The sequence below is a fragment of the Bacteroidota bacterium genome (genome assembly GCA_037133915.1).
GTDB lineage: Bacteria > Bacteroidota > Bacteroidia > Bacteroidales > CAIWKO01 > JBAXND01.
This window is the reverse complement of the sequence record JBAXND010000011.1, coordinates 78,972-104,871: the sequence shown is the minus strand read 5'-3', so window position 1 is coordinate 104,871 and position 25,900 is coordinate 78,972. Positions and strand designations below refer to the sequence as shown.

The 25,900-nt window shown below is 42.4% G+C and carries 20 protein-coding genes and 1 pseudogene; 12 read left to right on the top strand and 9 right to left on the bottom strand.

Annotated features, from left to right (window positions below; all coding sequences use genetic code 11):
* From WCM76_05855 to lgt, 4 genes are all read left to right on the top strand, one after another.
* On the top strand, positions 1-5,363 hold a 5,363-nt coding region (locus WCM76_05855; GenBank protein ID MEI6765146.1), incomplete at its 5' end, for a T9SS type B sorting domain-containing protein.
* Between the two features lie 69 nt (positions 5,364-5,432).
* On the top strand, positions 5,433-7,931 hold the full coding sequence (locus WCM76_05850; protein MEI6765145.1) for an OmpA family protein: 2,499 nt from the start codon (positions 5,433-5,435) through the stop codon (positions 7,929-7,931).
* 24 nt (positions 7,932-7,955) lie between these two features.
* Entirely contained in the window at positions 7,956-8,870 is a 915-nt protein-coding gene (locus WCM76_05845) for a type IX secretion system membrane protein PorP/SprF (GenBank protein ID MEI6765144.1), read from the top strand.
* A gap of 117 nt (positions 8,871-8,987) precedes the next feature.
* A complete protein-coding gene (gene lgt / locus WCM76_05840; protein MEI6765143.1) occupies positions 8,988-9,785 on the top strand; it encodes a prolipoprotein diacylglyceryl transferase in 798 nt (265 codons plus the stop codon).
* A 150-nt stretch (positions 9,786-9,935) separates the two neighbouring features.
* Here the strand turns inward: lgt and rplS are convergent.
* Positions 9,936-10,292: pseudogene (gene rplS, locus WCM76_05835) on the bottom strand (50S ribosomal protein L19).
* 168 nt (positions 10,293-10,460) lie between these two features.
* The gene (gene trmD / locus WCM76_05830) at positions 10,461-11,135 is read right to left on the bottom strand and encodes a tRNA (guanosine(37)-N1)-methyltransferase TrmD (protein MEI6765142.1); all 675 of its coding nucleotides are present in this window, start codon (positions 11,133-11,135) and stop codon (positions 10,461-10,463) included.
* A 190-nt stretch (positions 11,136-11,325) separates the two neighbouring features.
* On the opposite strand from trmD, the gene WCM76_05825 reads away from it, so the two are divergent.
* A complete protein-coding gene (locus WCM76_05825) occupies positions 11,326-11,472 on the top strand; it encodes a hypothetical protein (GenBank protein MEI6765141.1) in 147 nt (48 codons plus the stop codon).
* Positions 11,473-11,481: 9 nt separating this feature from the next.
* Here WCM76_05825 and WCM76_05820 read toward each other — a convergent pair whose 3' ends face one another.
* A complete protein-coding gene (locus WCM76_05820) occupies positions 11,482-12,651 on the bottom strand; it encodes a sigma-54 dependent transcriptional regulator (protein MEI6765140.1) in 1,170 nt (389 codons plus the stop codon).
* A 131-nt stretch (positions 12,652-12,782) separates the two neighbouring features.
* Here WCM76_05820 and WCM76_05815 point away from each other — a divergent pair, with 131 nt between their 5' ends.
* Together WCM76_05815 and WCM76_05810 are read left to right on the top strand one after the other, a co-directional pair.
* Positions 12,783-13,370 (top strand): N-acetylmuramoyl-L-alanine amidase, encoded by a 588-nt coding sequence (locus WCM76_05815; GenBank protein ID MEI6765139.1) that lies wholly within the window; start codon positions 12,783-12,785, stop codon positions 13,368-13,370.
* A gap of 71 nt (positions 13,371-13,441) precedes the next feature.
* Positions 13,442-14,218, top strand: coding sequence for a hypothetical protein (locus WCM76_05810; GenBank protein MEI6765138.1), 777 nt, complete (start codon positions 13,442-13,444; stop codon positions 14,216-14,218).
* A gap of 5 nt (positions 14,219-14,223) precedes the next feature.
* Here the strand turns inward: WCM76_05810 and WCM76_05805 are convergent, their stop codons facing one another.
* The 5 genes from WCM76_05805 to WCM76_05785 all read right to left on the bottom strand — a co-directional run bounded on the left by WCM76_05805 (position 14,224) and on the right by WCM76_05785 (position 18,794).
* Positions 14,224-15,558, bottom strand: a complete 1,335-nt coding sequence (locus WCM76_05805) for an ABC transporter permease (protein ID MEI6765137.1) — start codon at positions 15,556-15,558, stop codon at positions 14,224-14,226.
* Between the two features lie 12 nt (positions 15,559-15,570).
* Positions 15,571-16,503, bottom strand: coding sequence for an ATP-binding cassette domain-containing protein (locus WCM76_05800; protein MEI6765136.1), 933 nt, complete (start codon positions 16,501-16,503; stop codon positions 15,571-15,573).
* A 74-nt stretch (positions 16,504-16,577) separates the two neighbouring features.
* Entirely contained in the window at positions 16,578-17,726 is a 1,149-nt protein-coding gene (gene dnaJ, locus WCM76_05795) for a molecular chaperone DnaJ (protein ID MEI6765135.1), read from the bottom strand.
* A 32-nt stretch (positions 17,727-17,758) separates the two neighbouring features.
* Entirely contained in the window at positions 17,759-18,367 is a 609-nt protein-coding gene (locus WCM76_05790; protein MEI6765134.1) for a nucleotide exchange factor GrpE, read from the bottom strand.
* Positions 18,368-18,518: 151 nt separating this feature from the next.
* Entirely contained in the window at positions 18,519-18,794 is a 276-nt protein-coding gene (locus WCM76_05785; protein ID MEI6765133.1) for a hypothetical protein, read from the bottom strand.
* Positions 18,795-18,944: 150 nt separating this feature from the next.
* Between WCM76_05785 and WCM76_05780 the strand changes: the two genes are divergently transcribed.
* The 3 genes from WCM76_05780 to WCM76_05770 are packed head-to-tail and all read left to right on the top strand — an operon-like array spanning position 18,945 to position 22,988.
* Positions 18,945-21,008, top strand: a complete 2,064-nt coding sequence (locus WCM76_05780; GenBank protein ID MEI6765132.1) for an acetate--CoA ligase family protein — start codon at positions 18,945-18,947, stop codon at positions 21,006-21,008.
* Between the two features lie 20 nt (positions 21,009-21,028).
* Positions 21,029-21,730, top strand: a complete 702-nt coding sequence (locus WCM76_05775) for an Mpv17/PMP22 family protein (GenBank protein MEI6765131.1) — start codon at positions 21,029-21,031, stop codon at positions 21,728-21,730.
* 1 nt (position 21,731) lies between these two features.
* The gene (locus tag WCM76_05770) at positions 21,732-22,988 is read left to right on the top strand and encodes a hypothetical protein (GenBank protein ID MEI6765130.1); all 1,257 of its coding nucleotides are present in this window, start codon (positions 21,732-21,734) and stop codon (positions 22,986-22,988) included.
* A gap of 25 nt (positions 22,989-23,013) precedes the next feature.
* On the opposite strand, the gene WCM76_05765 is transcribed toward WCM76_05770, so the two are convergent.
* A complete protein-coding gene (locus WCM76_05765; GenBank protein ID MEI6765129.1) occupies positions 23,014-23,886 on the bottom strand; it encodes a hypothetical protein in 873 nt (290 codons plus the stop codon).
* Between the two features lie 318 nt (positions 23,887-24,204).
* Between WCM76_05765 and WCM76_05760 the strand changes: the two genes are divergently transcribed.
* Entirely contained in the window at positions 24,205-25,521 is a 1,317-nt protein-coding gene (locus WCM76_05760; GenBank protein MEI6765128.1) for a pyridoxal phosphate-dependent aminotransferase, read from the top strand.
* Between the two features lie 134 nt (positions 25,522-25,655).
* Positions 25,656-25,889 (top strand): 4Fe-4S dicluster domain-containing protein, encoded by a 234-nt coding sequence (locus WCM76_05755; protein MEI6765127.1) that lies wholly within the window; start codon positions 25,656-25,658, stop codon positions 25,887-25,889.
* Positions 25,890-25,900 lie beyond the last annotated feature (11 nt).

The window sequence follows — 25,900 nt, the reverse complement described above, 5'->3', positions numbered from 1 at the left end:
TTACCGCAACGCCGACCAATGGAGGCACCACACCAACCTACAGTTGGACGCTCAACGGAAGCAGTGTTGGTACGAATTCTTCAACGTATTCGAGTTCAACAATACCAGCCGGATCAAATACGATATTATGCACAATTACAAGTAATGCGACCTGTGCAAGTCCAGTGACTGCAACTTCAAGTATTGCAGTCACGGTTAACCCAACAGTAGTTCCTTCAGTAAGTGTAGCCGCCAGTCCATCCGGGGCTGTATGTGCAGGAACGAATGTGACCTTTACCGCAACGCCGACCAATGGAGGCACCACACCAACCTACAGTTGGACGCTCAATGGAAGCAGTGTGGGTTCCAATTTGCCTACCTATTCAAATTCGGCATTACCTGCAGGAGCAAATACTGTAGTATGCACAATTACGAGCAATGCAACTTGTGCAAGTCCTGTAACGGCGACATCAAGCGCAGTTGTCACAATTACTACTAACGCTGTGCCTTCATTGAGTTTAACCTCCAATCCGCCTGGAGCTGTTTGTTCAGGAACAAATGTTGTATTTATAGCCACCCCTTCAGGAGGAGGAACAGCACCGACCTACAGCTGGACACTCAATGGAAGCAGTGTTGGTGCGAATTCCTCAACCTATTCGAATTCCTCGTTAAATACTGGAAACAACAATATTGTTTGTACCATGACAAGCAATGCCGGATGTGCCAGTCCTGCCACTGCCACAATGAGTCTTGCTGTAACTGTAAATGCTAATGTTACCCCTTCAATAGCAATAACAGCTAATCCTTCGGGAGCGATTTGTGCAGGAACTAATGTTACATTTTCCGTTAGCACAACTACGAACGGAGGTTCTTCTCCTTCATATCAATGGTTTCTTAACGGAGCACCAGTTGGAAGCGGAACGTCCTATTCGTATTCGGGCTTGACCAATGGTCAAACTGTATATTGCCAGATGACAAGCAATGCAAATTGTGCCAGTCCGGCAACAGTATCGTCAAATACGATTATTATGTCCGTGAATCCATTAGTTATACCAACTGTCACTGTTTCGGCAAATCCTTCAGTACCCGTATGCACTGGTTCAAATATTGTATTTACTGCTGTTCCGACGAATGGTGGAACAGCACCAACTTACTCATGGACACTCAATGGAAGCAGTGTTGGTTCAAATATACCAACTTATTCAAATTCGGCATTACCTGCCGGAACGAATACAGTAGTTTGCACAATTACGAGCAATGCAACTTGTGCGAACCCGGCGACGGCAACAGCAAGTATTGTAGTAACAGTTAACTCAAGCGTTGTTCCTTCTGTGACTGTATCATCCAATCCGTTGGGCACAATTTGTTCTGGAACAAATGAAACGTTTATTGCATCCCCGACAAATGGTGGTACAACTCCGACCTACAGTTGGGTGCTCAACGGAAACATTGTTGGTACCAATTCCGCCACATATGCCAATAGTTCTCTACCTGCTGGAACAAATAGTATTGTATGTATTGTCACGAGTAACGCTACTTGTGCCAGTCCGGTAACAGCTACAACAAGTGCTACGGTCACTGTTAACCCAAGTATATCACCGTTAGTTGTGGTGACGGCGAATCCTTCAGGGGCAATATGTTCAGGTACCAATGTGACCTTTACCGCAACTCCAACTAATGGAGGTACTGCACCGACCTATAGTTGGACGCTCAACGGAAGCAGCGTTGGGTCTAATATACCGACCTATTCAAATCCGGCATTACCTGCAGGATCAAATACCATATTGTGTTCAGTTACCAGTAATGCTACCTGTGCAAGTCCAGTGACTGCAACTTCAAGTGTAGCCGTAACTGTCAACCCTACAGTTACACCTTCAGTTGTTGTGTCTGCAAATCCTTCAGGAATCGTTTGCGCAGGTACAAGTGTCACATTTACGGCAATACCTACTAATGGTGGTGCAACACCGACCTACAGCTGGACTCTGAATGGAAGCAGCGTTGGTTCTAATATACCAACCTATTCAAATCCGGCATTACCAGCCGGGGCAAATACTGTTGTTTGCACAATTACGAGCAATGCAACTTGTGCAAGTCCTGTAACTGCGACATCAAGCGCAGTTGTCACAATTACTACGATTGCTGTGCCTTCATTGAGTTTAACCTCCAATCCACCGGGAGCTGTTTGTTCAGGAACAACTGTTGTATTTACAGCCACCCCTTCAGGAGGAGGAACATCACCGACCTACAGTTGGACACTCAATGGAAGCATTGTGGGAACGAATTCCTCAACCTATTCGAGTGCCTCGTTAAATACAGGAAACAACATCATTGTTTGCACAATGACAAGCAACGCCGGATGTGCCAGTCCTGTGACGGCCACAATGAGTCTTGCTGTCTCAGTAAATGCTAGCGTTACCCCTTCAATTGCAATAACAGCCAATCCACCGAGTCCAGTTTGTATTGGTACTACGGTTGTGTTTACCGCAGTACCTTCCGGTGGTGGTACATCCCCTGCATATCAATGGTCGCAGAATGGCCTAAACTCAGGCTCTAATGCGCGCACATTCTCTAGCTCGACATTGATTAGCGGCAATAATATCATTGTTTGTACAATGACTAGCAATGCTGTGTGTGCAAGTCCTATTGCTGCAACCATGAGTCTTCCAATAACTGTTAATACTATTCCCTCAATAACCACGCAACCGGTTGACACGTCAGTTTGTCAGGGGCAGAATGCTGCATTTTCAACCACTGCAGGCAGTACAACAACAATGACATACCAATGGCAAGTGAGTACTGATGGCGGAGTGTCCTGGAATAATACCCCAACGACACCGCCATATTTTAACTATACGACAGCGACACTTGACATTGTTCCTGCTACAATAGGAATGAATAATTATCAATATCGTGTTGTGATAACCAATGCTTGTGGAGCAACCAACAGCAATGCCGGAACATTGTTTGTTGGCTCAGGTCCTGTAAATGTTATAGCATTAGCGTCACCGAATCCTGTGTGTGTTGGCACTACTTTGGATCTTACTGGAACAGCAACGGGTGCAACAACTTGGAGTTGGACAGGTTCCGGGGGTTTCAGTTCAACGGCACAAAATCCTCAAATAAGCCCAGTTACTACATCGCAAGGGGGTATATATACACTGACAGTTACAAATTCCTGCGGGACTGTAAACGTGACCACAGGGGCAATTGTCGTTAGCACCGGCCCAACCGGAATTTCTGCCGGTGCAACACCCAATCCTGTCTGTTCAGGACAAAGTTTAAGCCTTACGGGTACAGCGTTAGGTGCCACATACTGGTCATGGGCTGGGCCTGCAGGATTTACTGCGACTATTCAAAATACGTCTATGCCCTCAATTTCATCAATACAGGCCGGTATTTACACCCTTTATGCAGGTAACAGATGTGATACAGTCAATAGTACTGTTTCTGTGAGCCTGAATTATCCACCAACAGGTGTAAATATTTCTGTTTCTTCCGATACAATTTGCTCAGGACAAACCTTGACATTCACCGGGACTGCAATAAATGCCAGTTCTTTTGAATGGAAAGATCCCAATGACTTGTTGATTTCCGGTGCACAAGTTTATCCATTTTATAATATTTCAGTAAGTCAAAGTGGAATGTACCATTTCAATGCCATAAACACATGCGGCGTTGTTAGCGATTCTGTCGATATTATTGTACATCAAACACCTGCTATGCCCGGTCCCATTACAGGACCTTTGAATCCCTGTATTGGAAGTACAGCATGCTACAGCATTCCTGGAATTGCCGGGGTAACTTATCAATGGAGTATTCCTAATGGATGGACGTTGGTAGGAACGACAGGTGATTCAATATGCACACTACCTTCAACCAACCAAGGGCAGATTTCGGTTACTGTTTCAAATGGGTATTGTATGAGCACATCCCAGGCTCTCACTATACAAGGTGTTAATTTGGCTGTTGATGCCGGCCCAACTATTTGGATTGCTGCAGGAACATCTGCACATATCACGGGACAATGTTCAGGCATTAATGTTTCATGGTTATGGAGTGGTGGCTCTATTAGCGGACAGGATAATCTGCCAACGGTAAATACTGGATCTTTATCTTCAGATACCTGGTATTATGTTTCAGTAGATAATGGCAATGGTTGTAGCGCTATCGATTCAGTTCTTGTAAGAATCATTCCTACCCATATTACAATTATTGAAATATCCGGCTTACCCGACACTATTTGCAGTGGTGAAACTATTCAATTGCATTCACTTGTGAAAGGTGGTGATACGCTTAATTACTCTATCCTGTGGAGCGGTAGCGGTGTTCAGAATCCTTCCCTGCAGAATACAATTGCAATACCTGCTGATACAGGAGTTGTGAGTTATAAACTTCATGCAACAGATGGGGTAGATTCAGATGATTCAACGATATCGGTTTACGTAAAACAATCGCCCATTGCGGAAGGTGGACCCAATATTGGAATTGGTTGTAATATTCCATTTGATACTATTGGTCTTGCCGCTGTTCCCGGGAATACTTATTTGTGGGCGCCTGCTGCGGGTTTGAATAATGCAAATATTGCCCAACCGGTAGCTTCTGTTGTTCAACCAACAACTTACACCTTAACTGTAACGAACGTTAATGGCTGCGTTTCCACAGACACTGTTCTGGTTGCACCTATTGGTTCTATTACTGCAAATGCAGGTAAAGATACCGCAATCTGTAACGGCGCTGTGGCGCGATTGCATGGCACATCCGATTTTGGCAATGTATTCATATGGACACCTTTCAGCGATCTGAACAACCCATATATTGCCGAACCACTTGCAACGCCAACAGCAATCGGAATATATACTTTGACCGTCGGTTATGGAAGCTGTTCTGCCTCTGACGAAGTTCAGATTGATATCAATACTATTAATGTTTCATTGGTTTATGATTGTCAGTCATTCACCGCAATAGCCCTGCCCGATGGACTTGTAAGCTATGAGTTTAGTGTGAACGGAGTCGTAAAACAGGATTCAAGCGATAATAACTCATACTTTAACACCACCATCAATAATAAGGACAGTATTCAGGTTTTTGCAATTGATGAAAACGGATGCAGTGTCCGGGTTGCAACTATTAATGATTGCGGTTCTGAGTGGGTAAACGCTTTTACTCCTGATGGCGACGGCATAAATGACAGGTTTGGCAGCGGTCGGGATATGAGAATATTTGACCGCTGGGGTCTGCAATTATACATCGGCAGCGATGGATGGGATGGTACTTTCAATGGTAAAGGTGTTCCTGCCGGTACTTATTATTTCATTATTCAGCAACCCGACCCAAGCGGCGGATTTAAAGAAATAACTGGTCCTGTAACACTGGTTAGAAAGTAAAACGAATATTGGATGATAGTATAAGGTATAGGAACATGATGTTTAATCGGTTATAAAAAATTATGTAACATGAAAAGGATCTTTTTAATAATCGCACTGCTATTCACTTCTGGATTTCTCTTTGGTCAGAAATCCTTTGAAGCTGCAGAACAATTTTTTGCAGACAGGCAGTATTATCTCGCAATTGATGCCTACAAAACCGTATTGAAAAATACGTCAGATGCATCTTTGAAGAGAAGTATCTATTTTAAAATCGCTGAATCGTATCGGCTTATGAACTTTTATACCGACGCGATTAACTGGTACGAAGACGCGATGGCGAACGGATTCAGGGACACCAAAGTGTACCTGAATTACGGAGATGTGCTTACTGCCGTCGGAGAATTGGATAGGGCGCTGAATGCTTACGAAGAATACATGAAAGTTGTACAAAAGGATCCTAACGTTGAAAGGCGCATTGCCGGTATTCATAAATATCAGATTGCAGCCAAATCCCCGAACCTGCTTAATCCATTGAAAAATGAAGTCGGCTTGAATTCGCAATACAGCGAATATGGCCCGGCATGGTTCAATGACGGATTACTTTTTTCGTCGAACCGTAAAGACATGAGCGAAAAAACCGACACCAGGACAGGCGAGGGGAACTCAGATGTTTATGTTACAGACTTCAACCCTGCCACCGGGCAATTCTCAAACCCGGTAATCGTGAAAGGAGGGTTGAATACAAAAGCAAATGACGGGACATTGGTTTATCTGCAAAATGAAGCAACCGCTTATATTATGCAGTCAAACGGATATCTGGGAAAGGGAAACATCAATGAGTGTACTTATAAAGATGGAGAATGGAGCTCCTCAAAACCGACCGGTCTGAACAGCAAGACATACAGTGTTGGACATCCGACAATGGCATTTCAGGGGCATATAATGTATTTTGTGTCTGATATGCCGGGTGGTAAAGGTGGTTATGATATATGGATGTCTGAACGTTCTGTCAGCGGTAATTGGGGGCTGCCGGTTAACCTTGGTGATGGAGTGAATACGAAAGATGATGAAATGTTTCCATACATCATTGGTGATACAATGCTTTTCTTCTCATCCAACGGGTATACCGGTTTTGGCGGATTAGACATCTATTTTGCTCGGAAGAAAGATAAAAAATTCATGAACCCGACGAATATCGGCTATCCGTTCAATTCGCCTTCAGATGATTTCGGAATAATTATCAGGAATAATCTTAAAGGTGGCTATCTGTGCAGCAACCGACCAAAAGGCGCGGGAAGCGACGATATTTACTCTTTTCCTAATTTCCCGGCGTTTATTACGGCATCGGGTATTATCTCTGATCTGAATACAGGAGTGACTATCGGAAATGCAATGGTAGTGCTGAAAACAGCATCGGGAATGAATGATACTACTTTTTCTGATAATTCAGGAAATTATTTGTTCTCTAATCTGGCCCCCGGCGAATCCTATACTATTGAAGTAAGCAAAGTCGGGTATTTTGATGACTCAAAGCTTCTGCAAACGAATGAAAATGTCTATTTTATGGAATATAAAAAGGCAAATGGTACGAACCTTGATTTTGCGCTGCTAACCAGACCCATACCATTGTTTAGCGTTACCGGAAAAGTAAGAGACCGTGCAACACAAAGCCTTATTAAGGATGAAAAATTAATCATCTATACCAAAGATCAAAACTTCGGAGATTTTGATATGTCTGATGGTGGAGGTGTATATGCATTTACCTTACTCAACACAACCGGTTACACAATTAAAATTATGAAGAAAGGGTACTGGTCTGAATCGCGAGAATGCGACGGAACTAACGCAAAAGACGGAGAGGAATTTTCACTGAAATACGGAAAAGATTTTGATTTTGACCTCACCAAAATTGAGCCGAAAAAAGAAATCGTGCTGAACAATATCTATTACGATTATGCGAAAGCCACACTTCGCCCCGAATCTCTTATTGAACTGGATAAAATTGTTGCGATGATGCGCGAAACGCCCAATGTGACTATTGAACTCAGCTCGCATACCGATGCACGAGGCGAAGCAAACTATAATATGAGACTTTCGCAGGCAAGGGCGAAATCATGTGTTGATTATATCGTCTCTCAGGGAATTGATGCACGCCGTCTTACCGCCAAGGGTTATGGTAAAACAAAACTTTTAATTACCAACGCTCAAACCGAAGACGAGCACCAGAAAAACCGCCGCACATCTTTTCAGGTGATGAAGGTAACTGAAGCGGCCGTGAGTAATGCAGCCCCCGATACATTTAAATTTATGGTGAAAATTGTCTCATCACCAACACGGAAAATTACAGACGAGTATTTTGAAAAATTATACAGGAAGATACCGGGAATTGTAATTGGAATGGAAGAAGAAATCATTGATTCGCAAAAAATGTTCACCTACAATGCCGGAACATACGATGATCTTAATAAGGCAATTGAACTAAAGAAAAAGATAAGGCAGGAAGGCTTTATAAGCTGCACCATTCAGCCGTATGTAAATAATATCAAAACCGACGTTCAGAAAACGCTTGAATCATTGTCAAAGTAAAAATCACAACTAATAATAAGTATTATGAAAAAGATATCCGGATTATTAATATTGCTGCTCGGCCTCAGTTTTGCCGTCATGGCTCAAAATGACCTGCAGCTCAGTCATCAGATTTATAACAGGATATTATTCAACCCCGCTGCCACCGGTCAATCGGGCTGTTATAATATTACACTGTTGGCCCGCGAACAGTGGACAGGAATTAAAAAGGCACCCGAAACCCAAATACTGAACATCAACAAATATATAACTCCTGCTAAACTTGGTCTGGGGCTGTCAGTGATAAGTGATAAGGTGGGGTATGAGAATATACTGAATGTGAAAGCTGCAATCGCTTATCATGCATGGCTTTCAAAAAGGACGGTACTCTCATTCGGTGTGGGCGGCGGAATTATAAGCACAACTGTAGAAGGCTCTAAACTTACCTACCAGGAGCCGGGAGACCCGAATGCCACTATCAGCAACATCACTCATGTGTATCCTGATTTTGATTTCGGTGCGGAGTTTAACAGCGGCGGGCTGAATTTGGGCGTTTCAAGCACCCACGTTGTGACCTCTTTCAAAAAGTCCGATCTGATGAAGATGCCACGGCATATTTATGCCTATGGTAAATACGCGATTAAAGTCACCAAAGGGTTTGAGATTATACCGGCTGTTTCCTACAGCAACATTAACAGGGTTCATTTGTTTGACTGTAATGCGACCTTCAGTTTTTCCGACCGCGTGTGGGCAGGCGCATCCTATCGTATCGAAGATTCATTCGTATTAATGGCAGGCGTGAAAATAATTAATCAATTGCGCATCGGATACTCATATGACTTTAAAACCGGACCTATCAAATCAGCTATAACTAAAGGAACCCACGAGGCAATGATACAGATGAAATTCGGGTGTCCGTCAGCCAAACCCAACCAGATTTCACCAAGATTTTTCAACTAGAGGTCTTCGGTAAATAATAACTTCACAATTGTATGTTTTGAATCAGCCCGGTCTTTTGACCGGGCTTTTTGTTATAGTCAACGACAATTATCTACACTTGCTTATCTTTGCAAGACTATGAATAATCTGCTGTATATTTATTGGAATGTAAGCCCAACAATTTTTCAATTGGGCCCGTTGAAGGCAAAGTATTACGGATTCTTTTTTTCTTCAGTTTTCGTTGTTGCCTATGTGGTTATGCGCGCTATTTTTTTGAAAGAGAAAATCCCCTTACAGCATCTTACCCGCTTAATGGTTTATTCAATAATTGGAGTGGTTGTAGGAACACGTCTTGCGCATGTCTGCTTTTATGAGCCTGCTTATTATTACGCGCATCCTGTCGAGATTTTTATGTTCTGGAAAGGAGGGCTTGCAAGCCATGGAGGCATTATCGGTATTATCATTGCAGCCTGGATATTCTCAGCTAAATCTCCTCCCAAAGCAAGTTTTTTGTGGACAATGGACCGCGTTATGATACCTGTTGCATTTGCATCCGTCCTTGTCAGACTCGGCAATCTTTTTAATTCCGAAATTGTAGGTCGACCAACGGATGTTCCATGGGCTTTTGTTTTTCCCCGGGTAGATATGCTGCCGCGCCACCCCACACAGTTATATGAAGCTTTGTTTTATTTAATAATTGGCTTGATTTTGCTTGTCTGGTATTATAAAACCGATGCACGTATATATAAAGGACTTTTCTTTGGAATAGCCCTGGTTTCAGTTACTATCTTCAGGATATTGATAGAATTCTTTAAAGAAAATCAAGTGGTGTTTGAGGATAAAATGATTTTAAATATGGGGCAATGGCTCAGTGTTCCGTTTCTGATTGCCGGCGTTTACTTTGTTATCAGGGCATTGACGAGAAAAGAATTATAATACTATTGCCAAATAGCCAAAAAAAATCCCCCCGGAATTCGGAGGGATTAATATTTATTCAGGATTTACTGTTTCAGGTTTTACTATGTCAGCTTTTACTGCTTCAGGTTTTGGCGCTGCGTCTGCCGCTCTTGCCAATAGTTGGGCTTGTGAAAGGCGTTTCTCACGAATACGTGCTTTCTTGCCGGTAAGGTCTCTCAGGTAGAAAATACGTGCCCTTCTTACAACACCGACTTTATTCAAAATTATTTTATCAATAAAAGGTGATGCAATCGGAAAAATTCTCTCAACACCAGTGCTTCCGGACATTTTGCGAACAGTGAATGTTTCTTTTATGCCGGCGCCTGAACGCTGCAGAACAACACCCTGATACTGCTGGATACGTTCTTTATTACCTTCTTTTATTTTGTAATGTACTGTAACTGTGTCGCCTGCTTTGAATTTTGGAAAACTTTGACGTGGTACGAGTGTCTCTTCCACAAAATTCATTATTGCCATCTTATTCATAATGCCTGGGTTTTAGAAATTCTAAATTCGGAGTGCAAAGGTATGATAATTTTATTATGGTTTTCAAAATTCGCGCAGAAAATTTTACTATCGTCAGGGCGAGTAGGGTTTGCTGATGTTAATATGCAGAAAATCAATAAGTTTTGTTTAATGCCTAAAGAGGCCGGGCTATTTTAATAGGTTTGGGCGTCTGGCTTTGGTCTTTTCTATGGCTTTTTCATTGCGCCAGTTCCTGATTTCCTTTTCATTGCCTGAAAGGAGCACTGCGGGCACTGTCCAGTTGTTATATACGGACGGTCGTGTATAAACAGGTGGTGCAAGCAGTCCGTCCTGAAATGAATCCGATAAGGCAGAGGTTTCATCACCCAATACGCCCGGTATCAATCTGATAATGGAATCACATATAATAGCGGCAGCCATCTCCCCACCCGACAATACATAATCTCCGATTGATATTTCACGGGTGATAAAATGTTCCCGTACACGCTCGTCAACACCTTTATAATGACCACATAAAATAATAATATTGCCTTTGAGCGACAACTCGTTTGCGATTCCCTGTTCCAACAAATCTCCGTCGGGCGAAGTGTAAATTACTTCATCGTAATCGCGTTCCGACCTCAGCTTTTCAATGCACTGAGCAATCGGACCAATCATCATAACCATACCGGCACCACCGCCGTAAGGGTAATCATCAACACTTTTATATTTTGTTTCAGAAAAATCGCGCAATTGGTGAAGATGTATTTCAGCCAAACCCTTGTCTTTTGCCCTTTTAATGATTGAATGATCAAACGGTCCGGAGAACATTTCAGGAAAAATGGTGATGATGTCGATTCGCATATAATAATATTATTCGGTAAAATTAAGAAATGAAAGGGAATTCATGAAGAAATACGTGTCGTTATTCAGTCAGCAGTTTCATTAAAGGAAAACTTTAGTGGACGTGCAATTCATCAACTTAATATTTTTAATTCTTCGTAATTCGTTTTTTAGTTAATTTCAGTATCTTTATCACAAATAAAACAGGCTTATGAACCACGCTTCTGGCAAACGCAACCTTTTATTGATAATGTCAGCACTGATGCTGGCTATTGTGTTTATCGTAAGTTCGTGCCGCACGCACAGGCAGGCCGCCAAATACGGTGCACCGCCAACAAACTTCGAAGAAAAGAAATAGCCGATTATACTATTTCGATTGTTTCAGCGGTTGGGCGTAAAGAACTACGTCTTTACCGTCAATCTGCTGATCGCACATAATTACCAGACGCTCTACAACGTTTCTCAGTTCACGGATATTACCTGTCCACTGTATCTTCTGCAGTTCGGTGATGGCATCTGCTGTAATGTTCAGTGCCGGCCGTCCCTGTGCCTGACAAATATCTTTAATAAAATGGGCTGCCAGCAGCGGAATATCTTCGGGCCGCTCATGAAGCGGAGGTACGGTAATAAGGATTACGCTCAGGCGGTGATAGAGGTCTTCACGAAAATTCTTTTTACTGATTTCCTCTTCCATATTCTTATTTGTTGCAGCAATAACTCTTACGTTTACCGCAATTTCTTTTTCGCCACCAACCCGTGTAATTTTATTTTCCTGCAGCGCCCGTAAAACCTTTGCTTGTGCAGAAAGGCTCATATCGCCAATTTCATCCAGAAATAATGTGCCTCCGTCAGCAAGTTCAAAATCGCCTTTGCGCTGTTTTATGGCCGACGTAAATGAACCTTTTTCATGACCGAACAACTGACTTTCGATAAGCTCGGAAGGAATGGCCGCGCAGTTTACTTCTATAAAAGGCGATTTCGCACGGTTACTTTTTTCGTGCAGCCAGCGTGCCACAAGCTCTTTTCCGGTGCCATTTTGCCCGGTAATCAAAACCCGCGCATCAGTCGGAGCCACTCGGTCTATAAGATCTTTCACCTTCTTAATGGCCGATGATTCGCCAATCATTTCCCATCCTTTAATTACCTTCCGCTTCAGCACTTTTGTCTCTGACATCAGCGTTGATTTATCCAGCGCGTTGCGTATGGTTACAAGCAGGCGGTTCAGGTCGAGCGGCTTGGCGATAAAATCGTAAGCCCCCATTTTTATAGCTTCTACGGCCGTTTCAATAGTGCCGTGCCCGGAAATCATAACAACGGGTGTATCGGAGCGCTCAAGTATTTTTTTCAATACCTCAATGCCATCCATTTTGGGCATTTTGATATCGCACAATATCACATCATATTTTTCTTTATCAATCAGGGTAAGACCTTCACTACCATCAGATGCATCGTCAACACTGAATTTCTCATATTCCAGTATTTCACGAAGCGTATTTCTTATGCCTTTTTCATCATCAATAATCAGAATATTCGCCATAATTGTGAATTATTTATCTAATTGCAAATGTATAAAAATTGAAGCATGCGGCGGTTTAAAACTCGGACGATTAAAATTTTGTGTACTCGGTAAAATTCTTTAATCTTGTATCCAAGTAAAAGAAAAGTATTATGGAAAGCAAGTATTTGTGGCTGCTCGACAACGGTCATGCAAAATCAACGCCGGGAAAGCGATCCCTGGTTTTTGAAAACGGTGCGCAATTATTCGAATATGAATACACCCGAGATTTGGTAAGTCGCATCGCGGCAAAACTCGAGGCGGTTGGCATCAGCTATCATATTCTGATTCCTGAAACCGATGAGGATATTCCCGTTATAGATCGTGCAACGCGTGCCAACCAGTTCGCAGCAGACAAACCGAAATTGTATGTTTCTGTACACGGCAATGCTAACGGGTTTGGGCAGACCTGGGACGACGCACATGGCATAGAAACGTTTTATTGTATTGCAAGCTCTAAAGGGAAACGAATGGCAGGTATTTTCCAGAAAAAATTAATTGAGTTAACCGGACTGCGCGACCGTGGTGTGAAAACTGCCGAATTTGTGGTGCTTAACAAAACTCAGATGCCTGCCATCCGTACTGAAAATGGCTTTTATACCAACAAAGATGAATGTGCGAAGATGGCTGATCCTGCGTGGCGTGAACTTGTTGCTGAAGCACATTTTCAGGCAATTATTGAACTTGATCCAATTTTATAGCGCTGTTTCAGATTTATTTCTTAATATGCGGCGGATTTCAATGTGTCCTGTTATATTAAATGTCTTCTGAAATGAAACCGGGTATCAATAAAAACACATTTTTGTGGTTGCTCGTGTTGGGCTCATTACTGATAAATGCATGCCTTATCGGAGTGCTGCTGTCCTTCCGAAAAAATGCTGTAAATCGATTGGATAATGTTGCCGCATATATTGATGAACTTGGAAGTGCACACATTCTTTATACAGTTCGTATCAAGGATACACTGGATATTAATACGGAGTTCACTGTTCGCGAAAAGATCCACGTTTTTGTGGAGATGAATGTAAAAAATAATATTGCCATAAAGCAGATGATTCCGATAAATCAGAAGCTCGATGTTCCTATTTCAATGATCGTAAATCAGATGATTCGGCTGGATACGGTGATACTTATCAAAGACACAATAAAGGTGCCGCTCATTGCAAACATTCCGGTGAATCAAAAAGTAAATATTCCCCTTGAAGGGACGAAAGGCATTGAAGTTCCTATAATTGCTGATTTTCCGGTTAATCAGGTTATAAGTTTGTACATAGGAAAGTTGCCAGTACTCACAGACATCCCTATCAAAATTCCGATAAATCAGAATGTGCCTGTCACACTCGATTTAAAGATTCCGTTGGACATGAATATTCCTCTTGATATGCCTGTGAAGAGTGAGGCAACTATAGCTTTTCCGTATAAACTTCCTATTAGCGGGCGTATTCCGATAACCATGAATGTTCCCGTAAATATTGACCTCGGAAAAACCGAATTAAAAGAGAAGACAGATAAAATTTCTGCTGAGATGCGCCGACTGCTTGACTTTTAGTTTTCTCAGCTTCTGTACGAAAGCCATTTCCACAATTCGCGATAGCTTACTTTTTTTCCATACATCAGAATACCGGTACGGTATATTTTGCCTGCAAGCCACGTTGTGCCTATAAATCCTAGCACCAGTAACACCATCGAAAGTATCAGGTCGATTACCGGGACTCCAAACGGAAGCCGTATCATCATTACAATAGGTGACGTAAAGGGAATGATGGAAAGCCAGAATGCCACCGGCCCTTGCGGATCTTCAAGAATAAAATTTGACATCACAAATGCAAAAATGAGTGGCACGGTAACAGGCAACATGAATTGCTGCGTGTCGGCTTCGTTATCAACAGCACTCCCAATAGCCGCGAACATGGCTGAATACATCAGATATCCAAACATGAAATAGAACAGGAAAAACAACGCCAGATTCACAAAATTATAATTGCCGATGGTGTCAAAAAAACTTTGGGCGAGTTCCTGATCGTCGCTTACCTTTTCCTGTGTGGCAGTATTATCAGGCACCAGCACATTATTATTCAGAACCAGTTCATCCTTTTGTTTCGGAGCAGTATATTTTTCTGCCATCGAAAACTGAAATACGGTAACGATGCCGAGCGTGAGAACAATCCACAGAAGAAATTGTGTAAGACCTACCAACGCGATGCCGATAATCTTACCCATCATCAGCTGAAACGGTCGTACCGATGATACTATGACTTCAACGATTCGGCTCATCTTTTCTTCAATTACGCCTCGCATTACCTGAGCACCGAACATGAAAATAAAAAAGTAAATCAGAATGCCCCCAATCATTCCGATGGCAGTCGTGAGTATGGGCAGGTTTTTTTGACCGGTATGAATATTTTCAGAATTAATGGAAATAGAAACTTTAGACTGATCAATTATTTTTTTATCGATGTTATAATTATCAAGCAAAATCTTGCTTTCCAGAACGTATTTCATTTTGTCCTGAATGTAAGATGTTACCGTTATACCCGGTTGTTTATCCGAATAATATAAAATGGCGTGATTCGGTTTGTTGTAGGACGGCCGCGGAATGTAGAGTACTGCACTTGATTTCCTGTCATCAAACTGCGCTTTGGCAGAATCAATGGACATGTCAAGATAATTGAACAGTACCGAGTTGTTGCTTTTAAGTTTATAAAGATATATGCCAGTCTCGTCAACTACATCTATGGTCTTCTTTTCGTTGCCCATTTTGGTTATCATAACGGGAACAATCATGAGCGCCGCCATCAGAACAGGACCAAGAATGGTCATGATAATGAACGACCGTTTTTTTACGCGTGAAAGGTATTCGCGCTGGATAATGATAAGTGCTTTTTTCATAACAGGCCAGGCTTATACTGATTGTGATTTGGAAGAGTCGTTGTTTACCTTCGAAATAAAAATATCATTCATGGTCGGGATAATCTCATTGAGTGCGCGAACCTGTGCATGCGGCAAAAGCACCGACAGCAGGTCGTTTGGATTATCCGTATTTTTAAGTTGAATTCTTGCCGTGCAAACGGTATCTTTCGTTTGCTCTTCTGTCAGTTCAAAACGTCCGTTCAGCAAACTTTTTAAAGGTGTGTTCAGTCCCGATAACTCAACACTGTACATATTCGATTTGTGATTGTTTTTAATATCAGACATCTTCCCGTCAAGGATAATATTTGATTTATTGATGAGTGCAATGTCATCGCACAGCTCCTCAACTGTTGACATATTGTGCGTTGAGAAAATCACGGTTGCTCCGTCTTCTCTGAGTTGCAGTATTTCGTCGCGGATGAGGTTGGCGTTAATCGGGTCAAATCCACTGAACGGCTCATCAAAAATCAGTAATTTGGGTTGGTGTATTACGGTAACTATGAATTGTATTTTTTGCTGCATGCCTTTCGACAGTTCTTCCACTTTGCGGTTCCACCACCCAAGTATTTCGAATCGTGTGAACCATTGTTTCAGATGCCTGGTGGCATCGGTACGGTTCAAGCCTTTGAGCTGTGCAAGGTACACTGCTTGTTCGCCAACTTTCATTTTTTTATAAAGACCGCGTTCTTCGGGTAAGTAACCAATGATTTCTTTATGCGCCGCATTCAACTTTTTGCCTCCAAGAAAAAGTTCGCCCTGATCGGGTGCGGTAATCATGTTGATGATACGAATCAGTGATGTTTTTCCTGCACCATTCGGTCCAAGAAGCCCAAAAATGCTGCGTTCGGGAACTTCGATGCTGACGTTGTTCAACGCAACTTGCGTGGCATAACGTTTAGTGATGTTTTTGGCAGTCAGGTTCATTTATTCCGGCGAATTACGTGCGAAGAATGTGTTGTTATTTTTAGTAATCCTGAAATTTAGAGTTGCGAAAAAAATTATCCTCTGAAATATTCGCGCATACGCTCAAAAAAGTTTTTATCCTTGGCTGTTGGCCTGGGTTTAAAACTTTCTGATTCGGAGAATTTTTGCAATACTGCTTTTTCTTCTTTTGTGAGATTTTGCGGCGTCCACACGTGTATGCTCACCAATAAGTCGCCTCGGCTGTATGAGTTTATCTCCGGCAAACCTTTTCCTTTCAGGCGCAGCATTTTCCCCGATTGAGTTCCCGGTTCAATTTTTACTCTGGCTTTGCCGTCAATGGTGGGAATTTCAGCCGTAGTGCCCATTATGGCATCGGGAAATGAAATATAATGTTCGTACAGCAAATTATTTCCGTCGCGCAAGAGTTCGGGATGTTCCGCTTCTTCAATAAGTACAATGAGGTCTCCGGGAATTCCTCCTCGCGCTGCCGCATTTCCTTTTCCGCTCATGGAGAGTTGCATGCCTTCTTGAACACCGGCAGGTATTTTAATGCTGATAACTTCCTCGCCTTTCACTACACCGTTGCCGAAGCATTCGCTACATTTATCGGTAATTGTCTGGCCTTCGCCTCCGCACGACGGGCAGGTGCTCATGGTCTGCATCTGACCAAGGAAAGTATTGGTAATACGCGATGTTTGCCCCGTACCACCACAGGTTGAGCAGGTGCGGTAAGATGAACCGCCTTTGGCACCTGAACCTTTGCACGATGCGCAGGCAATGTATTTTGTAACCTTTATCTTTTTTTCAACACCTGAAGAAATTTCTTCGAGTGTGAGCTTCACTTTTACACGAAGGTTGGTGCCCTTGTTCACGCGGCGATGACTCTGTTGTCCGCCACCAAAGCCGCCAAAGTTGCCGAAGGCTCCGCCAAAAATATCTCCAAAATGGCTGAAGATATCATCCATGCTCATGCCGCCGCCACCGCCGCCCGAAAAGCCATTCATACCATCGTGCCCGAAACGGTCATATTTATTGCGTTTGTCTGGATTGCTGAGTACATCGTACGCTTCTGCAGCCTCTTTGAATTTTTCTTCAGAAGCTTTATCGCCGGGGTTTTTATCGGGATGATATTTGAGCGCTAATTGCCGGTATGCCTTTTTAATATCTGCATCGTTTGCGCTGCGCTCAACACCAAGTATTTCGTAAAAATCACGTTTTGCCATCAGGGAAATTATATTTTTTGTTTATGTGCCGTTTAATTTGCAACCAGTACTTTCGCAAAACGGAGCACTTTACCGTTCAGAAAATAACCTTTTTCAACCATATCTAATACCTTACCTTTATTTTCTTCGCAGTCGGCAGCAACATTGGCAATTGCTTCGTGCAGGTCTGTATCAAAGGTTTCTCCAATGGCTTTTATTTCCTCAAGCCCTTTCTGAACAAGGATATTTTTAAATTTATTATGGATGAGGTTCACACCTTCTTTAATGGCTTCCACATCCTGAGTCGTATCAAATGATTTTGTAGCACGTTCAAGATCGTCAAGTACCGGAAGCATTTGAACAATAATGTCTGATGATGCTGATTTTATCAATTCAATGCGTTCTTTTTGAGTCCGCTTGCGATAATTGTCGAATTCCGCAAACAGATAAAGGTATTTCGCGTTCAGCTCTTCAATTTTTGAATTTAATTCAATGCATTTATCTTCGGCCGTCAATGGCTTTTCCGGAGCTTCACCCTGTTTCGATTTTGATGAATTATCTTCAGCGCTTTTGCTGCTATTAGCTTCTTCATTGGGTTGACCGTTTACCGCGTCTTTCATTTCCTGCTCCATTTCTTCCGGTTGCTTCTTTTTCTTACTCATTTCCAAATAAATAGATGTTATTATGTAATATATTGCGTCTGATATCAACTATTTTGCCAATAGCTGCTGTTGCGACATTTTGTCATGTTCAAACAATATCACCAAAATTATACGCTAATGCCGATAATAAAGACTTTCAGTGATATTGAAGCTATTCAAATTTCATTTCCAGCGTATTGTCTTCTTCCGGGTCATCCTCAAAATCAAAAAGCTGCAGCTGGTTCTCACTGATGTAATCATCTTGAGGCATGGTATCGGCATATTTGCCCAGATACTCGCGTATAGCGCTCTTAATCATCTTGTTCGGACTGGTGTTATTTACTTTGCAGAAACGGTCAATTACCGACTTCTGCTTTTCCGAAAGCTTGAATGCGACTTTCTTATACTTGATCTTTTTTACCTTTTTCTTCTTTATGCGTGTTGGCATAGTGTAATCGGCTGATTTTGGCGAACAAAAGTATATATTTTGAACTAAGCAGTCACCATATCGCATAAAATAGATGTAAAATGATAAAGTATTTTTACTTTAGTGCCCGATATTTTTTTGAAATCTGAAACTACCTTATTGCAATAATTTATGATAAACAAGCAATTGATGGAGCCCCGGAGCATAGTGGTTGTGGGAGGCTCAAATGATGTTACCAAACCGGGAGGTAAAATCCTGAAAAACATTATTGACGGCGGTTTTAAAGGCTCACTGTATGTAACTAACTTTAAAGAGACAGAAGTTCAGGGTATCAAAAGCTATATGAACCCTGAAGAATTACCTGAAGTTGACCTCGCTGTTATTGCAATCGCTGCAAAATTTATCCCCGATACAGTGGAGCTTCTTACAACTAAAAAGAACACCCGCGCTTTCATTATTCTTTCCGCCGGTTTCAGCGAAGAAGGTCATGAAGGTGCATTGCTCGAAAAAAAAGTGGTTGATTTGATTAATAAGGTTGATGGAGCACTTATCGGCCCAAATTGTGTCGGCATTCTTACGCCGGTGCATCACAGCATTTTCACTTACCCGATTCCTAAACTGGAAAAACACGGATGCGATTTTATTTCCGGTTCAGGTGCAACGGCTTGTTTTATTATGGAAGCCGGCATTCCCAAAGGACTTACGTTTGCGAATGTTTTTTCTGTCGGAAACAGCGCACAGATGGGCGTGGAGGAAGTGCTGAAATATCTTGACGAGAGCTACGATTCTGAAAACAGTTCACCCGTTAAGTTATTATACATAGAAAATATCTCAAAACCCGGCATGCTGCTTAAACACGCCTCGTCGCTGATACGTAAAGGATGCCGTATCGCTGCGATAAAAGCCGGATCATCGGCGGCAGGCAGCCGCGCTGCATCATCGCATACCGGAGCGCTGGCAAGTTCAGATGTGGCTGTTGATGCGCTCTTCCGCAAAGCTGGAATTGTACGTGCCTATGGTCGCGAAGATTTGATCAGCATCGCTTCTGTGTTTATGCATAAAGAAGTCAAAGGAAAAAATATTGCCATCATCACCCATGCCGGCGGCCCTGCCGTAATGCTTACCGATGCGCTTTCCGACGGCGGCATGGAAATACCGCATATCAATTCGCCGAAAGCCGACGAACTGCTGACAAAACTTTTTGCGGGTTCGTCTGTGGCTAATCCTATCGACTTTCTGGCCACCGGAACTGCGGAGCAGTTAGGCACTATCATCGATTACGTTGACCGCGATTTTAGCGAAATTGATGCCATGGTGGTCATTTTCGGAACACCGGGATTATTCCCGCTTTACGAAGTGTATAAGGTGCTGGATGAGAAAATGAAAACATCCCGTAAACCCATATTTCCGGTACTTCCGTCAATAATGACAGCCGGTCCCGAAGTAGAAGAATTTATTTCTAAAGGCCGTATCAATTTTCCTGATGAGGTCACGCTGGGTCGTGCTCTTTCAAAAGTTTACTTTACAGAAAAGCCTGCCGATTCCGTGATTTCAGAAGTAGTAATTGACAGAAACAAAATTCGTACGGTGATTGAAAGTTGCGCTGATGGCTATATTTCGCCGGATGCAATTCAGAATTTACTCGACGCTGCCGGTATTCCAAGAGCTGGAGAAGCTGTTGTAACTTCGGGTGATGATGCCGTGAAAGCTGCGTCATCACTTGGCTTTCCTGTAGTGATGAAAGTGGTTGGTCCGATTCATAAATCGGATGTGGGCGGCGTAGTGTTGAACGTAAAAGACAGTGAAACGGCCGCGCGCGAGTTTGAGCGTATGATAAAAATAAAAGACACAACCGCGATTCTCATACAGCCAATGCTTTCCGGAACCGAACTGTTTATCGGCGCCAAAGCGGAAGAAAAATTTGGTCATATGATACTTTGCGGGATGGGCGGAATTTTTATAGAAGTGTTGAAAGATGTTACTGCAGGCCTTGTTCCTGTGGGTAAAGAAGAAGCATCATCCATGATAAAACGCCTGAAAAGTTATAAAATAATTGAAGGCGTGCGCGGGCAAAAAGGCATCAACCGGGATGCTTTTGCAGATGTAATCGTTCGGTTATCGGCATTGCTGGAAGCGGCTCCCGAAATTTCGGAAATGGATTTGAACCCGCTGTTGGGAAATCCCGAAAAAGTGGTGGCTGTTGATGCACGCATTAAAATAGAGAAAAGACATTAGACAAAAGACAATAGAAAAAGATGAAGAAAACAGATGCATTTATTATTGCAGGTATTATTATACTGTTAAGCCCGTTTTTTATTTTTCCTCAGGTATTTCATGCTTACGAGACCTTTAACAAGGAACATGGTATGGTGATGGCCTTTATTAAATTTGGAATATTGGCAACTTTTGGAGAAGCAGTCGGTCTTCGTATAAAAACAGGCGTTTATAACCACAAAGGATTTGGGCTGATACCACGGGCTATCGTATGGGGTTTTCTGGGGCTTACCATTGCCGCCGCTTTTAAAATATTTGCTACAGGTGTTCCTGTTTTTCTTGCCTATCTCGGTAAAGCAAATGCACCCGAGGCCATCAAAGGAGTATTTTCACTGACAAAACTGTGTACGGCATTTGCCATCAGCGCAGCAATGAACGTTACCTATGCTCCGGTTATGATGACCTTTCATAAAATTACCGATACGCATATCCTGTCGAACGGCGGACGATTTGCATGCCTGTTCCGGCCCATTAAATTTGCCGATATTTTTGTATCAATTAACTGGCGCGTACAATGGAACTTTGTGTTTAAAAAGACGATTCCTTTTTTCTGGATTCCGGCGCACACAATTACTTTTTTGCTGCCTCCCGAATATCAGGTGTTGTTTGCTGCTGCGCTAAGTGTGGCACTTGGAATATTTCTTGCCGTAGCAAGTGTGTTGAATCAGGAAAAACAGAAATAAGGTGAAGAATTCATCACGTATTATCCGTAAATTAACGTTAATTGTCGTTATCATATCAGGCACACTGTTTCAGCCGTTTTATACTTCGGCACAGGAAAAGGAAAAGCCTGCAAATTTCGGTATCCGCTTCACTGGTTTCGTGAAAAATGATTTTTGGTGGGATTCTAGGCAGGTGTTCACAACGCGTGAAGATTTATTTTTATGGTATCCTAAAAATATTCAGACCGATGCCGCCGGTTTAGATATCAATGCCAGGCCGACTTTTAATTTCACTGCCATGACCGCGCGCCTGTCGATGATTCTGAGCGGCCCTGATGCATTTGGCGCAAAAACATCTGGATATATTGAAGGCGATTTTTCAGGCGTGAGCAACGACCATGTGAATGGTCTGCGATTGCGCCACGCATGGATGCAGCTCAAATGGAAAAAAGTGGAACTTTTAATGGGGCAATACTGGCATCCACTTTTCGTTCCCGAAGTTTTTCCGAATGTGATATCGCTCAATACCGGCGCTCCATTCCAACCATTCATCCGGAACCCGCAGATTACTGTTACGGGAGTGTTTGGCAAGCACCGTATCATTGCTTCTGTTATTGCACAGCGCGATAACTCCAGCGACGGACCGCTTGGATACAGCTCATCCTATATGCGGAATGCGGTTGTTCCGAATGTGCATCTGCAATATCAATTCAAGTCTGAACATACCGTTTTTGGTGTTGGTGCCGATTATAAAATAATTCGCCCCCGGCTTATCACAGATAGTTTGCTGAAAACAAACGAGCAGCTTGCAACCTATGCTATGGTGGCTTATTTCAAGTATTCAAAGAACAGATCAACCTTCCGCTTTAAAACAATCTACGGGCAAAATCTCACAGAACACTTGATGCTGGGTGGTTATGCACTGCATTCACTTGATTCGATAACTGGCAAAGCAGTCTATACACCCACCAATCATATGTTCTCATGGGTGAATTTTACGTATGGTAAAAAAATTCAGGGAAGTCTTTTTCTGGGCTACCTGAAAAATTTCGGTACTTCAGAAACCAATATAGGCAAGTATTACAGCCGGGGGTACGATATTGATCAGATGATTCGTATCGCGCCAAGCATTTCATTTATTTCAAACAAGACACAACTTTCAACGGAACTTGAATATACAGCCGCTGCCTTTGGAAAGCCTGATGCACATGGTTTGGTGAAGAATACCACAAATGTTTCCAATCTGAGATTACTGTTCACGGTATTTTATTTTTTTTAAATCAAACAATTCAGGAATAGGCCGGTTAATGGCTATTGTTGTAATTTGAAATTATCCTGATCATGTCATTGGGATGAAGGTATCTTTCTTTGTAAGTTATCCGCAGGTAGGCATACACACCTAAAGAAATGACGCCAATATAAAAAAACGGGTTTGTCAGATTGATGATAACCATGCCCGGTCCGGCAAGATTTAACAGACTTATTGTATATGAAGCTAAACCTACAGGCAACAGAACACGTCCGGCAATTTTGGCTTTTTTCTTTTGGTCGAAATTCAATGCATCGTTGTATGCCGTTGGGGAATTCTTCAGGTATTTTTCAGCAACGGAATCTATATTTTTATTGGTAACGGGTATCATTTGCGATGAATCAGATGCAGGTGAGATAAAATAGTAATAATCATTTTTATACCTGCCCGAAAACGCCGATTCATCTATCATGGTATTATGATAATCCGGATGGTTCGGGTCTTTCGCGATTACTCGCAGCTCATCGTAGTCACTCGGCAGCGCACGGCAGTAATACAACGATAATTCTCCTTTTACGATGCGTTCTGCAAATACATGAATGTTGCCGAATGGCGTTGCACTTCTGTAATACTTCCCGTTGCGACGATAACCCCAAATTGAACTCGCGGGCAAAACACTGTTCGTACTGCATATCTGCAATAGCTGGTCAGTGAAATTTTTCATCAGAAATACATCACCTGTCCAGAGTGTATCTTTTGTAACGAGCACTTGTGCCTGGCTGCATTCTACAAATGTTTCAAGATGAAATCCATTATCGGGTTCAATGAATTTTACGCGTGCGCTGCTGTCGTTCTGCGCCACAGATACATGGTAACTGCAGCTGAATACAGATATAATTGTACAAATCAGAATATTTATGCGTGACATTTTGAACGTTTTTTTAATCTGAGGTTTTACGCTATTCAGAACAGACACTCCAGGTATACGTGATATATCAAACAAATATATACAGAATATTCATTAAAATACAGTGTTTTGTTCGATTTTACTTTGGAAATAGTGTTCACCGTCCTGCCTGACTACCCGTTGTTTACTGACAAGAACTGGGTGTTGTTGTCGTTATCGCCCATTTTCCTCTGTATTTTAAGGCGTTTGGGAAAATTTTTGGAAATATTTGGCTATGACCAAATAAGTCATTTTATTTGTGCAATATTGCATTGTTAATCTTTGAACAAGAAAATACTGATGAAAGACACTCCGATAAACTACGAAGTTGTAAAAAGGAAAATCGCTGAAAGCGGGATTACAAACGTGGGCAAAGCTACTATTCGTGAAATCAGGCGACTGGTTGATAATATTGAAAAGGAAACCGGCGATAAATTTGTTCGCATGGAAATGGGCGTTCCGGGTCTGCCGGCAGCAAAAGCAGGTGTTGATGCACAAATCAATGCGCTGCAATGTGGTGTCGCATCCATCTATCCTGAGATAGACGGCTCTGCAGAACTGAAAGCACAGGTTGCCCGCTTTGTTGAACTCTTCCTCGGAATCAAGGTAAAACCCGCACACTGCTTGCCAACTGTAGGTTCCATGCAGGGAAGTTTTGCTGCTTTTATGACCATCGGACGCATGAACCGCAACAAAAGTACCATGCTGTTTCTGAATCCCGGTTTTCCGGTACACTCACAGCAATGCCGTGTGCTTGGTGTGGATTACGAAGGTTTTGATGTGTATAATTTCCGTGGCGACAAGCTTCGCGAAAAGCTGGAATCATATCTTGTAAAAGGAAACATCTCATCCATTTTTTATTCAAATCCGAACAATCCTTCGTGGATCTGCTTTACCGACGACGAACTGAAAATTATTGCCGAGCTGGCCGTAAAATACGACGCAATCGTAATCGAAGATCTGGCGTATTTCGCCATGGATTTCCGTAAAGATTATTCTAAACCCGGCATCGGACCCCACCAGCCTTCGGTAGCAAATTACATGGATAACTACCTCCTGCTTATTTCCAGTTCTAAGGCATTCAGTTATGCCGGAGAGCGTATCGGTATGATGGTAATCAGTGAGAAACTCTTCACTACAGTGGCTCCTGACCTCAAACGCTTCTATTCTTTTGATGAATTCGGACGTGCCATGGTTTACGGAACCATTTATTCACTGAGTGCCGGGACCTCCCATTCTGCGCAGTATGCTCTTACCGCGATGCTGAATGCCGCGTGCGAAGGCAAATATAATTTTGTTGAAGAGGTCAAGGAATACGGCAAAAAAGCCGCTATCATGAAGAAATTATTTACCGATAACGGATTTAAAATAGTGTATGATAAAGACCTGGGCGACCCTATTGCCGACGGCTTTTATTTTACAATTTCGTATCCGGGAATGTCGGGTGAAGAACTGATTGAAGAATTTGTGTATTACGGGATCAGCGCGATATCATTGAGCATTACCGGCAGCGAGCGCAGTGAAGGCTTACGCGCCTGTGTTTCGCTGGTAAAACGCAGCCAGTTCCCCGATTTGGAAAACAGACTGAAAATATTCCATGAAAATCATCCGGTTTAATTGAATAATTAATTAGAAATCAATGGCTAAAATTGTTTTATCTTTTTTAAGGATTAATTAACCCGGGTTGCGCAAAAATTAGCTAATTTCGTCCGACTTCAATAATATAATAGTGTTTTTAAATAAATCATATAATGGCAAAAGTAAAAGGAGCAATCGTAATAAACATTGAAAGGTGCAAAGGATGCGAGGTTTGTCTGGCAGTGTGCCCCGAATCAGTGATTGCGATGGCAAAAGCAGTAAATGGAAAAGGATATCATTATGCCGAAGTGGTGAATGATAACTGTACCGGCTGTACCAACTGTGCGGTTGTTTGCCCCGACGGGGTAATCAGTGTGTATCGTGTTAAAGCAGCTGCCGAAGTTTAATCTTAAAGAAA